This is a genomic window from Erwinia sp. HR93 (assembly GCF_034555055.1).
Classification (GTDB): domain Bacteria; phylum Pseudomonadota; class Gammaproteobacteria; order Enterobacterales; family Enterobacteriaceae; genus Apirhabdus; species Apirhabdus apintestini.
Map to the genome: position 1 here is coordinate 3,664,653 of NZ_JAXUDP010000001.1, position 15,480 is coordinate 3,680,132.

The 15,480-nt window shown below is 55.8% G+C and carries 12 protein-coding genes and 1 pseudogene; 4 read left to right on the forward strand and 9 right to left on the reverse strand.

Annotation, left to right across the window (positions count from 1 at the left end):
* Nucleotides 1-85 precede the first annotated feature (85 nt).
* From galS to folE, 3 genes and pseudogenes are all read right to left on the reverse strand, one after another.
* On the reverse strand, nt 86-1,099 hold the full coding sequence (galS, locus tag SFA31_RS17100) for an HTH-type transcriptional regulator GalS (RefSeq protein ID WP_322839062.1): 1,014 nt from the start codon (nt 1,097-1,099) through the stop codon (nt 86-88).
* A gap of 167 nt (nt 1,100-1,266) precedes the next feature.
* A pseudogene (gene yeiB / locus SFA31_RS17105) lies at nt 1,267-2,402 on the reverse strand (DUF418 domain-containing protein YeiB).
* 23 nt (nt 2,403-2,425) lie between these two features.
* Entirely contained in the window at nt 2,426-3,094 is a 669-nt protein-coding gene (gene folE / locus SFA31_RS17110) for a GTP cyclohydrolase I FolE (protein ID WP_322839063.1), read from the reverse strand.
* Nucleotides 3,095-3,390: 296 nt separating this feature from the next.
* Here folE and fghA point away from each other — a divergent pair, with 296 nt between their 5' ends.
* On the forward strand, nt 3,391-4,230 hold the full coding sequence (gene fghA, locus SFA31_RS17115) for an S-formylglutathione hydrolase (protein ID WP_322839064.1): 840 nt from the start codon (nt 3,391-3,393) through the stop codon (nt 4,228-4,230).
* 67 nt (nt 4,231-4,297) lie between these two features.
* Here the strand turns inward: fghA and SFA31_RS17120 are convergent, their stop codons facing one another.
* Nucleotides 4,298-4,993, reverse strand: coding sequence for a GNAT family protein (locus SFA31_RS17120; protein WP_322839065.1), 696 nt, complete (start codon nt 4,991-4,993; stop codon nt 4,298-4,300).
* 119 nt (nt 4,994-5,112) lie between these two features.
* On the opposite strand from SFA31_RS17120, the gene SFA31_RS17125 reads away from it, so the two are divergent.
* Nucleotides 5,113-6,588, forward strand: coding sequence for a PLP-dependent aminotransferase family protein (locus SFA31_RS17125; protein ID WP_322839066.1), 1,476 nt, complete (start codon nt 5,113-5,115; stop codon nt 6,586-6,588).
* Here SFA31_RS17125 and SFA31_RS17130 read toward each other — a convergent pair.
* From SFA31_RS17130 to yieE, 3 genes are all read right to left on the reverse strand, one after another.
* Nucleotides 6,570-7,481, reverse strand: a complete 912-nt coding sequence (locus SFA31_RS17130; protein WP_416208340.1) for an EamA family transporter — start codon at nt 7,479-7,481, stop codon at nt 6,570-6,572. The genes SFA31_RS17125 and SFA31_RS17130 overlap by 19 nt on opposite strands.
* A 324-nt stretch (nt 7,482-7,805) precedes the next feature.
* Entirely contained in the window at nt 7,806-9,278 is a 1,473-nt protein-coding gene (locus SFA31_RS17135) for an amino acid permease (RefSeq protein WP_322839067.1), read from the reverse strand.
* 143 nt (nt 9,279-9,421) lie between these two features.
* Nucleotides 9,422-10,288: a DNA-binding transcriptional regulator YeiE gene (yieE, locus tag SFA31_RS17140; RefSeq protein ID WP_322839068.1), complete on the reverse strand. Its 867-nt coding sequence runs from the start codon at nt 10,286-10,288 to the stop codon at nt 9,422-9,424.
* 147 nt (nt 10,289-10,435) lie between these two features.
* On the opposite strand from yieE, the gene SFA31_RS17145 reads away from it, so the two are divergent.
* Nucleotides 10,436-11,488, forward strand: coding sequence for a YeiH family putative sulfate export transporter (locus SFA31_RS17145; RefSeq protein WP_322839069.1), 1,053 nt, complete (start codon nt 10,436-10,438; stop codon nt 11,486-11,488).
* 276 nt (nt 11,489-11,764) lie between these two features.
* Complete coding sequence (gene nfo / locus SFA31_RS17150) at nt 11,765-12,622, forward strand: deoxyribonuclease IV (RefSeq protein ID WP_322839070.1); 858 nt, start codon at nt 11,765-11,767, stop codon at nt 12,620-12,622.
* A gap of 366 nt (nt 12,623-12,988) precedes the next feature.
* Here nfo and fruK read toward each other — a convergent pair whose 3' ends face one another.
* On the reverse strand, nt 12,989-13,924 hold the full coding sequence (gene fruK, locus SFA31_RS17155; RefSeq protein WP_322839071.1) for a 1-phosphofructokinase: 936 nt from the start codon (nt 13,922-13,924) through the stop codon (nt 12,989-12,991).
* Nucleotides 13,921-15,048 carry a fused PTS fructose transporter subunit IIA/HPr protein gene (gene fruB / locus SFA31_RS17160; RefSeq protein ID WP_322839072.1) on the reverse strand — a complete coding sequence of 376 codons (1,128 nt, stop codon included), beginning with the start codon at nt 15,046-15,048 and terminating at the stop codon, nt 13,921-13,923. Before fruB ends, fruK begins: the two co-directional genes overlap by 4 nt.
* Nucleotides 15,049-15,480 lie beyond the last annotated feature (432 nt).

Consider the following 15,480-nt stretch of genomic DNA (forward strand, 5'->3'; position numbering starts at 1 on the left):
AAATGACTTCGCTAAACTTCGTAACATAATAGAAAATAAAATGTTAATTAACCGTGAAATAAATCACAACTTGAAACCGTTTACATTATTGCGTGTCAGCCTGCGACTGATAGACAGAATGGCGGCGTACCAGAGTCGGCATAAAACAGTGGCTGGCATGCGCATCCAGCCGCCCGGCAGCACCGGCAAGCGCCAGCTCCGCCGCCAGCGTTCCCATAGACGTAATCGGATAACGCACGGTGGTTAATTGAGGATCGGCGTAGCGCGCGCCTGGCATATCATCAAACCCAATAACAGAGAAATGCGCCGGCACGGCAATGCCATTGTCTTTAAGCGCCGTCAGCGCCCCTACCGCCATACTGTCGTTATAGGCGAACACCGCGTCCAGGTGAAGATTTCGCCCAAGCAGCTCTACCATTGCCGCCTCTCCACCCTGCATATCGGGCGAACCGGCAGCGCTCCAATTTTCCGGCGCTTCAATTCCTGCGCCTGCCATCGCCTGCCGCCAGCCCGTACAACGCTGCGTGTCATCTTCGATGCCGTGATCGGAAGCCAAATAGCCTATGCGCCGGTGCCCGCTGGTGAGTAACGTGCGGGTCGCCAGCGCGGCTCCGCTGACGTTATCCAGCCCAACGCTTCGGTGCTCAAAACCGGGCACGATGCGGTTAATCACAATCATTCCAGGAACCTGGCGCAAATAATCGCTGAGTTCGGCGTCGCTCAGAGATTTCGCATGTACTATCAGCGCGCTGCAGCGCTGGCGAATGAATACCTCAATCGCATGGCGCTCTTCCGCTGCGTCATGATAGCTGTTGCCAATAAGAACATATTTGTGATGGCGGCGCGCCACGCCGTCCACGGCCTTCACCAGCGCGCCAAAAAAGGGATCGGAGACATCCATCACCACAACGCCAATGGTATCGCTCACCTGCGTTGCCAGCGCCTGGGCATTTGCATTCGGGTGATAATCGAGCTGCGTAACCGCACGCATGACCGCTTCGCGCGTCTCTGCGCTCACCAGCGGACTGTGATTCAGTACGCGTGATACCGTGGCAACGGAAACGCCGGCCACACGCGCCACATCCCGAATTGTCATCATAATTCGCTTCTCGCAGGGATAAACGGATTGGCACTCATCGCTTCTGCGCCATCTTTAACGCACTATTCTGTCAGTGCGTTGGAGAACGCAGCGTGAGGCGGGTCACAAGATGGAAGCGGTTACAAAAAGAATGTTAAGTATATGTGACTCAGATCCTGCAAATATGTTTATTTTTGCATCCATCTTAAAGAGAGGGTCCGCCAGCCCCACTCCAGCGGCCCCTGTGGAAAATAGCGCAGCCAGAGCGTCGAAAACAGCAGATTGACCGCCCAGATAGCGGGGATAAACGCCAGTAGTTGCCAGCGGCTGAAAGACATAAACAGGCCGCCATACCAAAATAGCCCGACGCATAATACCGACTGTAGTAAATAGTTAGTTAACGCCATGCGCCCCACCCTGGCGACGGCGGGCACCATAGCGCAGCGAGATAATAGCGGCCAATAGCCAAACGCTAGCGCAGCATAGCCCAGCGCCTGGAACGGCGCGCTGATATCCCGGGGCACCTGCAGCAGAAACGCACACCAGCGATAGTCCCAATTAACGCGCCACTGCCCGAGAATCCCGGCCCCATTGATAAGCATGCCAAGACTAACAAACACCCAGCCGCAGCGGCGATAGTGACGCTGGCTAAACCGTCCTGCCAGCCAGCCGCTACGCATCAGCGCGGCGCCGGTCAGCATCATTCCCGCTAATAGCCAGCCGTATTGCACCCCTAACGCCAGCAGATTTTCGCCCAGCATATCCAGCCGGTGAGCAGCGCCTGCCGTACCGCCGCCGATGCGCCAAAGGCGTTCATCAATAAGCGAGGCCGCATCCGGCTGCCATTCACGGCCGGTGCCGCTGCGCTGGAGCCCACCCAGCAGCAGGAGTATCGCAACGCCGATGCCATAAAGCATGATGCCTGTATTCGCTAATTGGCGAGTGTTCTGGGCATCGCGGATCATCCGCCAGCAAATTAGCCCCACCAGGCCGTAGGATAAAAGAATATCGCCTTCCCACAGCGCGAGAATATGCAGGAAGCCAAGCAGGACGAGTAATGAAAGGCGCGTCTGAAGCCAGCGCTTCCCGCGCGCAAGTTGACTGTATAATCCAGCGCCAAACAGCAGCGCAAACAGAGTCAGGAATTTGGATTGCGCGAATAAATCGAGCAGCGCCCAGGTCAGAATATCCCCGACGCCGTCTCGCCTGCCCAGGCAGGATTTAAATAGGCGGCTTTCGGCAGACCAAATGCCACAATATTGAGTAACAAAATGCCGAGGACAGCAGCGCCGCGAATAAAATCCAGCGTAGGGTTTCTCTGCATACGTTCCGCCCGATGATTATTAGCTAGCAGTGATGTCGCACCGCACGCAAAAATTCCTGCCGGGTATTCTGGCTGGATTTAAATAACCCGCCCAGCGATGTAGTGGTGGTAGCACTGGTGGCGTCGCGGATACCGCGCGCCTTAACGCAATAGTGTACTGCGTCGATAGAGACCGCGACGTTGTTCGTGCCAAGCAGCGTTTGAAGCGCCACTAATACCTGCTGCGTCAGCCGCTCCTGAACCTGCGGGCGACGGGCAAAAAACTGCACGATACGGTTAATTTTCGACAGCCCAATCACTGAATCTTTGGGAATATAGGCCACCGTGGCTTTCCCGTCGATGGTGACAAAATGATGTTCACAGGTGCTGGTTAACGTGATGTCGCGCACCGTCACCATTTCATCCACCTTCATTTTATTCTCAATGACCGTAATTTTAGGGAAGTTGCGGTAATCGAGCCCGGAGAAAATTTCATCAACGTACATTTTCGCAATGCGATGCGGCGTTTCCATTAAACTGTCATCATTCAGATCGAGATTAAGTAATTGCATGATCTCGGTCATGTGCCCGGCAATACGGCTTTTACGGATTTCGTTATCCAGCGTTTGCGGCTGGGAATGCAGCGGCGTTTCCAGGCCGCGCGCGACCAGCGCCTCATGTACCAGAGCGGCTTCTTTACTGAGTGATGACATTTATTATTCTCCTGCAGGTGTGGCGTGTACTGCCTGAGCGAACAAGGCAAGAACGCATTGTGCGGCAGCGCACGCCCAGAATCCAGCGCTGCTGGCGATTATTATTGAAATAGGCGCGCCAGTAGATAAGAAATTTTAACGTATTTTTCCGGCAACATGCCGCCGCGCTTTATCCATCGCCTCTCTCACCGGCGCTTAGGCATAGGAGTAACAAGCGTCGGCGCTGGCTGCTATGATAGAAGGCTGTTTTTTTATCTTATCGCAGCGGCGCAGTCGCGCCTTCACGGGAGCGCAGTATGGAGAAAATTGAAGAACATCGCAGTTTTGGCGGCCGACAGCAGCGCTGGCGACATGATTCCTCAACCTTAAACTGCCCGATGACGTTTAGCCTGTTTCTACCGCCCGCACATGATAGCGGCGCGCCGCCGCCGACGCTGTGGTGGCTGTCAGGATTAACCTGCAATGATGAGAATTTCACCCATAAATCCGGCGCACAGCGGATGGCCGCCGAGCTCGGCATCGCGCTTATCATCCCGGATACCAGCCCGCGCGGCGAACACATTGCCGACGATCCGGGCTGGGATTTAGGGCAAGGCGCCGGGTTCTATCTGAATGCCACACGGTCGCCCTGGTCGACGCATTACCGGATGTACGATTATCTCAGCATTGAACTGCCAGCGCTGCTGGACGCACATTTCAGCCTCAGCCCCCGCACGGCAATCAGCGGCCACTCCATGGGCGGGCACGGCGCGCTGATTATGGCACTAAAGAATCCGGGCCGCTTTTGCTCCGCCTCCGCGTTCGCCCCGATAGTCAATCCCACACGGGTCCCCTGGGGCCAAAAAGCCTTCAGCGCCTATCTTGGCGAAGAGCGCGAAAGCTGGCAGGCGTGGGATAGCTGCGCGCTGATGCGAGCTGCCGCCCCCGATGCATATATTCCCCTGTTAATCGATCAGGGCGACGCCGACCCTTTTTTGCACCCTCAACTCACTCCAACCGCGCTGGTCGAAGCGGCGCAAAGCTGCCAGTGGCCGTTAGAACTGCGGTTCCAGCACGGCTACGATCACAGCTATTTTTTTATCGCCAGCTTTATTGAAGAACACCTGCGCTTTCACGCGGGCTACCTCTTCAAATAGGCTTTTTACTCCCGGCGACCCTGGCACAGTAAAACCGCGTCAAGCGCTCAGGCCAGGGGGCCGCAATTCAGCGCGGCATAAAGCGCGCCAGAGGCTGGCGCTGCTGCCCATCGCTGAAATTCTCCGGCGCCAGCCAGGCTTCCAGCGCCCGTTTCACATCGCACCACTGTTTATCAATGATGGAAAGCCAGGCGGTATCGCGAGTGCGGCCTTTGTAGATAAGCGCCTGTCTAAAAACGCCTTCAAATACAAAACCCAGCCGCGCCGCCGCGCGCTGCGACGGTTGGTTCAGGCTGTCACACTTCCATTCATAGCGGCGATAACCCAGCGCATCGAAGACTTCCTTCATTAATAAATAGTGGGCTTCTGTGGCCATTGCCGTTTTTTTTAGCCGCTGTGAGAAGACAACGTGCCCCACCTCCATCACCCCATATTCCGGCCGGATACGCATTAAAGCCAGCGTACCGCCTGGCCGCCCCGTGGCATTATCCAATACCGTAAAGTGCAGTGGATCCTTACCGTTCTCCATTGCGCCGATATACGCTTCAAATTCTGCAAATGTATCGAACGGACCATAAGGCACGTAGGTCCAGTCTTCGGGAACCTTACCGTAGGCGGCAAACAGTTCGCGCGCGTGCGCCAGAGTCGTGGGTACCAAGGTACAATAACGCCCTTCAATGCGTCGCAGGGACGGTCTTGGGCGTGCGCACCACGCAACCATTGCCTCGCCGGTCGGCTGCCCAAATTCATTAATTACACTCACTGCGGCTATCCTCTCTTTTTTGCTTTTCCCGTTCGTTAAGTCATGGGATAGTAGCCGCGATGGCGGTACTCTCAATAGAGCCACTCCAGCAAAAAGAAAAGGATCCACCGGATGCGGATATGCCCTCACATCTAGCCCCACTGCTGTTAATCAGCCCGCTGAGCGCTGACACCGCGGGCGCGACGCCCCGCTATTATCAGTTATATCAACGCATTAAGTTTCTCATTTTAAATAACCAGCTCCAGCCAGGGGCAAAACTCCCTTCTACGCGCGCGCTGTCCTGCGAGCTGGCGCTGGCGCGCAATACCGTGTTACGGGCTTATGAACAGCTCCAGGCTGAGGGGTTTATTATCGCCACGCCGCGCGGCAGCGTGGTAAGCGAGGTACTGGCGGGTGATGAGTTATCCGCCGGGGAAATAACCGGGCCGCGCTACCGTTTATCGCTGCGCGGAAAGCAAATTGCCGCCGAAGCCGCACCTTCAGCGCCCGGAAAATGTCACCCGGGCATCCCCTGTCTTTCTGCATTTCCGACGACGCGCTGGCGTCGGGCATTATTAAGCGCCAGCCGACAGGTTCAGTATTGCCAGGAAAGCAGCCCCGCAGGCGATATTGCGCTGCGCACGGCCATTAGTCACCACGTTGCGTTTACGCGCGGCGTAAAATGCCATCCCGGGCAGATTGTTATCACGGAAGGCTCGCGTCAGGCTTTTCAGCTATGTCTGACGCTGCTCACCGACGCAGGCGATCGCGTATGGATGGAAAATCCCGGCTGGAGCGGCGTAAAAACGGCGATGCACACCGCCAATGTCAAACTGATTCCAGTAGACGTTGACGAGCAAGGGCTGGCACCGCCGGCGGCTTTATGGCAGCAGGAAACGCCGCGCCTGATTTACACCACGCCAACGCATCAGTATCCCACCGGCGCAGTGATGAGCATGCAGCGCCGTCAGACGCTGCTGCATCAGGCCATTCAGCGCGGCGCGATTATTATTGAAGATGATTACGACAGTGAGTTTCGCTATCACGGCGCGCCCGTTCCCGCCATGCAAGGGCAAATGCAGAATGCGCCGGTTATCTATATTGGTTCATTTAGTAAAACGCTGTTCCCGGAGCTGCGCGTTGCGTTCATGGTTTTCCCCACCGCGCTGCTTGCATTACTGAATGTGCCGCTGCAGCGCCTGTTAAACGGCGGCCCTTCACGGCACATTCAGCTAACGCTGGCTGATTTCATCCGCGCCGGGCACTTCGCAACTCATATTGGCAAGATGCGCAAACTGTATCGCCAGCGCAGACAAGCGCTGAGCGCAGGGCTTCTCGGTTTATGCCCGCGGCAATATGCATTATCCTCCCAGCCGTGCGGCATGCATATTATTCTGTATTTTCTCCAGCGACGGGACGACGTAGACGTCGTCAGGCGCTTGCGTCACCGTGGAATTACGCCCATTGCGCTTTCAACGCTGTATCACGGCGCGGCCCGCCGCTACGGTCTATTACTGGGCTTCGGCAATATTTCCGTGGATGAAATATCCCGCCTTATTCCACACATTCAGCGCGCCCTGAATACCATGGAGGGCGATCAATTACCCGCTCCGTAGCGGCTGCGCTGCATACGCCGGGAATCCAGTGCAATTAACAGTACCGCTGATACAATCAGCAGTGTTCCGGCCCAGTCGGGTAGCGTAAAAGTAACACTCAATAATAACAGCGATAAAAACGCACTGCTGAGCGGCTCGGCGCAGCTTAAAATACTCGCCTTCGGACCACCAATAAGCTGTGCGCCTTTCAGGTACAGCGTGAATGTCATCGCCGTTCCTACCACGATGAGATAGCAAAATGCCGCCAGCACGCCGCCATCCAGCGCCGGTGCGCTGCCGCTGCGCCAATATAGCGGCATCATCATTATGCCGCCCATGAGCATACTCCAGCCGACAACCGGCAATGTGCCGTAACGCGCGATGAGGCGTGAAGGCCAGGTGGTGTAAAATGCGGCGGCAAACGCCGAAGCGATACCCCATCCGAGCGCTTCGCGAGAGATGCTGAGCGAAGTCGGGCTGCCGTGCGTAACCAGCAGAAAAGTGCCGCAGAGGGACGTCACTATAGCGGTAAAAACCAGCGGCCCGGTTCGTTTTCGCCGCACCAGCGCGAGCCATGCCACAATAATAGTCGGCGACAAAAATTGCAGCACCGTCGCCGTTGCCGCGTTCGAGGCGCGAATAGTCATCAGGAAGGTAAGCTGCAGCATGAGTGCGCCAAACAGGGTAAAAAACAGCAGATTCGCCACATCGCGTATCTCGTGAAATAGACGAAAAACCGCATCACCCTGCATAAAGGAGAGCGTCAAAAGAATCAGCCCGGAGAATAACAGGCGGATCATCGTTACCCACTGCGCGCTTACGGCGCTCTGTTCCAGAATATACTGCGCGCATACGCCCGAACTCCCCCATAGCACCGCGGCCAGCAGCACATAGAACATCCCTTTTTTTTCCATCGCTATCGCGCCTCCACGCAATATTGTCGTTTGTCCGCCGAGGGCGTTACGATGCGATGATACCGCATTCCGCGCCGTTACCGCACGCCGGGCGCGTCAGCGCGAGCCGCCAGCCACAGGTTTGCCAGCCAAAAGGCAGGCCGCACAGACCCCGGCCTCAGCGCGATTGCCGAAAGATAAAGCCGCCGCGCAGACGCATATCGGCAGAGTGACCTAAACATAGGCTGCAGCTTCTGCGTTCATTCAAGTCGCATTAAAAAAGCCGTCTTTGCAATAAAGACGGCTTTTCGCTAATCAAGAGACAGGAATAACGCCCGGGTAAGATTAGGATTTACGCACGCTATCGGGGAAAGTCATTTCCGCATAGCGTACAAAACGCGTTTTCTTCGTCAATTTATAGCCCAGCCAGATTACCAGGAATAACGGGATGCCGATGTACGTCGCGGCAACGCCCATCCAGTCGATGCGATCGGCCAGAAATGCCTCATAGTTTTGCCCAAGCGTGATGATAAGGCACAGGATAAATGCGAAAATTGGCCCCAGCGGGAAGAATCCGGAACGATAAGGCAAATCGTTAATATCATGCCCCTGAAGTACGTAACCGCGACGGAAGCGATAGTGGCTGATAGCAATCCCCAGCCAGGCGATAAAGCCAGTCATACCCGATGTATTCAGCAGCCACAGATAGACGGTTTGGTTACTGAACATCGAGCTGAGAAAGCACAGCGCCGCGACAAACGTGGTGGCGTATAGCGCGTTGCGCGGTACACCGCCCTTTGACAGTTTGGCGAACAGGCGCGGCGCCTTGCCGTCACAGGCCAGCGTATATAGCATCCGCGTAGACGCATACATGCCTGAGTTACCGGCCGACAGTACCGCCGTCAGGATAACGGCGTTCATCACCGCCGCCGCAGACAATAGCCCGGCATGCTCGAACACCAGGGTGAAGGGGCTAACGCTGATATCTTTCACGTCATTGCGCAGCAGGCTCGGATCGGTATAGGGAATAATCAGGCTGATTATCAGAATAGCGAATATGTAGAACAGCAGAATGCGCCAGAACACCTGACGCACCGCGCGCGGTATATTTTTGGCCGGCTCGGCGGATTCCCCGGCGGCAATACCAATCAGCTCCGTGCCCTGGAAGGAAAAGCCGACTATCATCGCTACGCCTATCATAGCGGAAAAGCCGCCGGCAAACGGCGCGTCGCCGACGCTCCAGTTGCTCCAGCCTGACGGAGCTCCGCCTTTCAGAATACCCATTATCATGAACACGCCGGTAATAATAAAGATAATGACCGTCGCGACTTTAATTAGGGAGAACCAGTACTCCGCTTCCCCGAATCCTTTTACCGAGATGTAGTTCAGCAGGAACATGATACCCAGGAATAGCGCGCTCCATATCCATCCCGGAGCGTCGGGAAACCAGTAGGCCATGACTAACTGCGCGGCGACCAAATCGACGGCTATCGTCACCGCCCAGTTGTACCAGTAGTTCCAGCCCAGCGCAAAACCAAAGCCCTCTTCTACGTACTGCTGCCCATAGGTGGCAAACGAACCGGACACCGGCATATACGCCGCCAGCTCGCCGAGGCTTGTCATCAGGAAATAAACCATCAGCCCAATAAGAATATAAGAAAGCAGCGCACCGCCCGGCCCGGCCTGGGAAATGGTCGCACCGGAGGCCACAAACAGGCCAGTTCCAATCGAACCGCCGATAGCTATCATCGTCAGATGGCGCGCTTTAAGCTCGCGCCGCAGCCCGGCACCTTGCGTCTGATTATTTTGCGAAGTCATAGAAAAAGAGTACTTACTCTAAAAAAAGAAAGCGCAATTGTAGCAGAAAGCGCTATTCACGCCCGGCGTAAAACGTGGTTATAAGAGAGCTTCATGATAGCCGACGAGTTATAAGTAAATCATTGGCATGCACGGCGTCGAATTTACAGCGCGCAATAGCGCAAGAAACGCTCAAGCGCGCTGGAAAGGTGTTTTTGCCGGTGCTGAATGCGCCAGAGCTTACGCACCAACGGCGGCAGCGGAACCGGCACCTCGGCCAGCAACCCGCTGTGCAACGCTTCTTCTATTACGCGCCGGGAGAGGCAACTTATCCCAAGACCGTGACGCACCGCGTGCTTGATAGCCTCCGAGTTACCGAGCTCCATGCCGAGACTAAAGCCAGGTAAGTGCGATAGCAGCATATACTCGACAATTTCACGGGTGCCGGAACCCTGTTCGCGCAGAATCCAGGGCGTAGACGCCAGGCTTTCCGGCGTCACCGGATGCTGCAAAATCGGCGCCCCCGGCGCGGCAAACACCACCAGTTCATCTTCCAGCCAGGCCTGCGTCACAATATCACCGCGATGACACGGGCCTTCGATAAACCCGACATCCACGCGAAAATCCGCAACCGCCTGAATCACATCCTGAGTATTACCCACGCTTAATTCGAGCGGCAAAGCGGGAAAATCGCGCCGGTAACGGGCAATGACCTCCGGCAGAATGTAATTACCGATGGTGCTACTGGCATAGATGCGCAATGCGCCGTTGTCGCCCCGGAATAATTGCTCAATCTCGCTGGCCTGATCCAGCAGCGCGACGACGCGCGGATAAAGCAGCCGCCCGTGCTCATTGACTACTAGCCGTTTCCCTACCCGGTCGAAAAGCCTAACGCCAAGCTGACCTTCCAGGTCGGCCAGCGCGGCGCTGACCGCCGATTGTGACAGCGATAGCCGCTGCGATGCCTGAGTGGTCGAACCGCTTTTCAGGACTTCGGCAAATACCTCTAGCTGACGCAGCGTAATGTGCATATTTCCCCCGTTATTGAGCATCAACCACTTACCACTTACCACTTACCACTTACCACTTACCACTTATAATGGTTAATTATAAATATATAATCAATTTTATATTTATCCTGGATCTCCGTAAGCTAGCGGCATACAGGAGATTTGATTATGACAACACTGACTTTCCCGGCCGCTCGCCGTACGCTATCTCATTTACTTCCCGGCATGGCGCTGAGCGCCGCGATTACAGGCCTTGCCCTGTGGTCAGGCGCAATTCCCGCCGTTGCCGGTGCCGGGCTGAGCGCACTCACGCTCGCTATCCTGCTCGGCATGCTGGTCGGCAACACGTTTTTTCCACGCATCCAGACGCCGTGCGACGCGGGCGTGCGCTTCGCCAAACATCACCTGTTACGACTCGGGATTATTCTGTACGGCTTTCGCCTTACCTTTACCCAAATCGCCGATGTCGGCGTTAGCGGCGTCTTAATTGATATTCTGACGCTCTCCAGTACCTTTACTCTCGCCTGCTTCCTCGGCCAGCGCTGCTTTAAGCTGGACAGAGAAACGAGCTGGCTAATTGGCGCAGGCAGCAGTATCTGCGGCGCCGCTGCGGTACTGGCATCTGAGCCGGTGGTGAAAGCAGAGGCGGGTAAAGTCACCGTTGCGGTGGCGACGGTAGTTATTTTCGGAACGCTGGCGATTTTTATCTATCCTGCGCTCTGGCCGCTGATGGCGCACTGGTTTACGCCGGAAACCTTTGGTATTTACACCGGTTCAACGGTGCATGAAGTGGCGCAGGTGGTCGCAGCAGGGCACGCCATCAGTCCGGAGGCGGAAAACAGCGCGGTCATTACTAAAATGCTGCGCGTGATGATGCTGGCACCGTTCTTATTATTGCTGGCGGCCCGAGTGCGCCAGCTCGCGCCAGCGCAGGCGAATAGCGCCCGCAGCAAAATTACTGTCCCCTGGTTTGCGCTTATTTTTATCGTGGTCGCCGTATTCAACACCTTTCATGTATTGCCTGATGCTATTGTTCGAATACTGGTCACGCTGGATACGATTTTGCTGGCGATGGCCATGGCGGCACTCGGGCTGACGACCCATATTAGCGCACTCAAAAAAGCCGGTATCCGCCCCCTGCTGATGGCGCTGTGTCTGTTCGCATGGCTTATCGTTGGCGGTGGTATCATAAATCTGGCCGTCCACGCCGTAATCGCTTAACGGTAAATAGCGACACATTCAGTCTGTCAGCGCGCTGACAGACTGTAAAACGCGCTCTGAGCCTCGGCTATTGCGACTTATACGCCCTCCCCACGCGACTATCTGTGTCTGAAAGCGCCAGATATGCTCGGGCGCTAAATCCCCTGCCGGCATCTGTTGCAGCGCCGACTGAAATTGAGAACCCCATACGCTCCTGCATCATCGGCCAGGGAAAATTTTTGCGTTACCCGCTATCATAGGAGACTTCCCGATTCACGGGGATAAGGAGAAAAGAGCATGAAGTTTATTGGAGCGCACGTTAGCGCCTCCGGCGGCCTGGAAAACGCCGTCATTCGCGCAGCGGAACTGAACGCTACAGCCTTTGCCCTGTTCACGAAAAATCAGCGCCAGTGGCGCGCGGCACCGCTCAACGACGAGACGATTACGCATTTTAAAGCGGCCTGCCAGCAATACGGCTATCGGCCTGAGCAGATCCTGCCGCACGACAGTTATTTGATTAATCTGGGGCACCCGGTCGAAGAGGCGCTGGAAAAATCGCGCGCCGCGTTTATTGATGAGATGCAGCGCTGCGAACAATTGGGGTTAACGCTGCTGAACTTTCATCCGGGCAGCCACCTGAAACAAATCAGCGAAGAGCAATGTTTGGCGCGTATCGCCGAATCTATCAATATCGCGCTGGCGCAAACCGAGGGCGTGACGGCGGTAATCGAAAATACCGCAGGCCAGGGAAGCAATCTTGGGTTCCGTTTTGAACATCTGGCCGCCATTATTGACGGCGTTGACGATAAATCCCGGGTCGGCGTTTGTATTGATACCTGCCACGCGTTCGCTGCCGGTTACGATCTGCGCACCGAGGAAAACTGCGCGCATACCTTCGCGGAGTTTGAACGGATCGTGGGCTTTCGCTATCTGCGCGGCATGCACTTAAACGATGCAAAAAGTGAATTTGGCAGCCGCGTCGACCGCCACAACAGCCTTGGTGAAGGGAATATCGGCCATACCGCATTTCGCTGGATTATGCGCGATCCGCGTTTTGATAATATTCCGCTGATCCTGGAAACCACCAATCCCGATATCTGGGCGGAAGAAATTGCCTGGCTGAAGGCCCAGCAGGAGCAGAATGCCGCCGCCTGACGCATAGCTGCGGGCTGGCTCACGCCGCCGAACCGGTGCCGCCAGCCCGCCCAACTCTGCGCTACTAATGGAAGGCCGCCCAGAAATCAGGCGCGAAAAGCGTGCCGTTGAGTAGTTAGTGAATTTGGACACCAGCTATCCGCTGCGCGGTATTTTCTGCCATATTCTCCACCGGGCGGCTGGTACGAACACTTCGCGTCAGCCGGCTTAACGGCAAACCCGCCCGAGCGGGGCTTGCAGAGTAGGATTGGATCCTTTATTCAGCGGCCGATAAACATATCTTGCCTGCTCCCAGCAGCCACTCCCCTCTAGCAGACGCGGCTCAGGCTGCCGGTCTCGATTTCGCGCAGGGATTTGGCTGCCATGCTACAGCGGATGAAGCTCGACGCGCGCCATCATTGCCGCAAGCTGGGTTCTGTCGGTGATGCCCACGTTACTTTGGCTAACCGCCAGCGCGGCAACCGCCGTGGCAAGCCGCAGCGTGTGTTCGCTGGATTCACGCATTAAAAGCCCATAAATTAGCCCGCCGACCATCGAATCCCCGGCCCCAACGGTGCTGATAACCTCGCAGTGGGGAGGACGCGCCAGCCACTCGCCGGACGCATTAACCCACAGCGCCCCCTCCGCGCCCAGGGAAATTACAACGTGCGCGATACCCCGCTCCCGCAACTGATGCGCCGCAGCCACCACATCGGCAAGCGCGGGCAACTTGCGCCCCGCCCAGATTTCCAGCTCGCGCCGGTTCGGTTTTACCAGCCAGGGCGCTGCCTGCAGACCAGCCTTAAGCGCTTCGCGGCTGCTATCAAAAATAATGCACGGGCACAGCGCGCGCAGACGCATCATCCAGTCGGTGAACGCTTCCGGCGTGACGCCGCTCGGCAGACTACCGCTGACGCAAACCATATCGAATTGCCCCAACCAGCTTAGCGAATCGGTAACGAATCGTTCCCAGTCTGTCGACGCCACGTCAAAACCAGAGAAATTAAAATCGGTTACTTCCCCATCTTTCTCCGTAAGCTTGACATTGATGCGGGTGCGCCCATTCACCACCTGAAAGCGGTTGGCGATTCCTAATTCGCTGAACAGCTGCTGAAATCCGTCCTGGTTTTCTCTACCTAAAAACCCCCCCACGGTGACATCAATACCCAGGTCTTTTAAAACTTTCGCGACATTAATCCCTTTACCTGCCGCGTGCAGGCCGGTAGTGCGGACTAAGTTAACTTCCCCACGCTCTATCTCAGGCGTATAGCCGACTAAATCATAAGCCGGGTTGAGGGTAACGGTGGCAACGCGCCGACTCATGGCAATGTCTCCCCAAGCCCGGATGCAATGGCATCACCAATATGTTGCAGCGCCAGTTCAGCGTCTTCACCACGCGCATTGACGCGCAGGCGATGTCCTTTTTTTACACCCAGAGCGACGATTTTCATCAAACTACGCCCGTTTACCGCCTTGCCCGTTCCATCTAAATTCGCCACGGTAATCTCACTTTTAAATTGTTTAATCGTATTGACCAGCATGGTGCCAGGACGGGCGTGCAGCCCGTATTCGTTACGTATAATGAAATCAGCGACATGACCATTTTCTGCCCCATCGCCGGTAAGCAGCGCTATCATTGCAGGTTCGTCTGCGCGCTGTAATTTTTCTGCCTGCCCTTCGCCCAGTAAATCACTCAGGCGGTTTAATACATGCAGCGGTTCATCATCGGCTACGACAATACTCACCAGAAGTGCAACCGGTTTACCATTCTGTTCGAAAGGCGCAATCGGTCGCGCTACGGCGACCGCGCTTCGGTTATTGCCTTCGGCACAATCGCTTAACCAGACACCTTCGCTAAGGTATAGCGGTGGCTGTTGCATGCATGCTTGCCGATAAGCGCTATCTACCGAACCGGTGGCGTATAGCATTCCGGCATTTAGCCGCTGCAGCGCGGCTAAATCTCCCGTCGGGGCATTAAGGGCCAGCGTGCACCGGTCCAAAATCAGCGAACGTTCATCCAGCGGTGCCATAAGCGCTTCCATTAGCGCCGGCGCGCTCTTCGCGTTTTTCACAAGCCGTACCCGCGCTTTATCGCACAGTAAATGCCCAAGATGGGACAAAATCGCCAGGTGCCCGGCGGCATCGGCAGCGATACCAATAACCAGCCACACCCGCTGACCGGTGCTCCAGTCGATATTCTGCGCATAGCGAAATACCTGAACGCCGGATTGAATCACGCCGCCGTGAGGGTCTATCGCGCCGTGTACAATAGCCACGCCGCACCCAAGACAGGCGGAAATTTTGCGCTCACGTTTTAGCAACGCCGCGGCGTACGATCCAGTAATGAAACCCGAGTGCTCTAACGCCGCGACGACCTGACGCACCGCGCTTTCCTGGCTCTCTGCCTGCGCATCAACGTGAATGTCCTGTAGCCGCAGATGTAACATAAACGCCCCGCGAGTTGAATCGTTTCAGTTTATCAGTGATCGTTTAGTGTAACTCACCGTGGATTTATCGCGTAGAAAATCGTTAATAACGATGAGAAAGCGCGTAAGATCTGGAAGTTAGGGAGATATTTATTGCCGTCATCCAGTAAAAAAACGCTTCAGCATACTTCAGCCAGGGCTTGCCAAAGCGGTTTTACGGAAAAATATTCACGGCCCTCTGCGCGTGCGCTGGACCGGGACCGTATTGATTTTTACAGCGCCGCGCTGCGAGAAGAAAAATGAAACTTTGGGTCAGAGATTTCAGAGTAATTAAATAAGTCACCGCCTGCCGCACATTTCTATACAAGCCGGCCACCCGGCGTACACTCCGAGGCACAGCGATGAACCAAATAGCCGGCAGCGCGGCGTTTCATCAAACTGGATGCAGAGCGT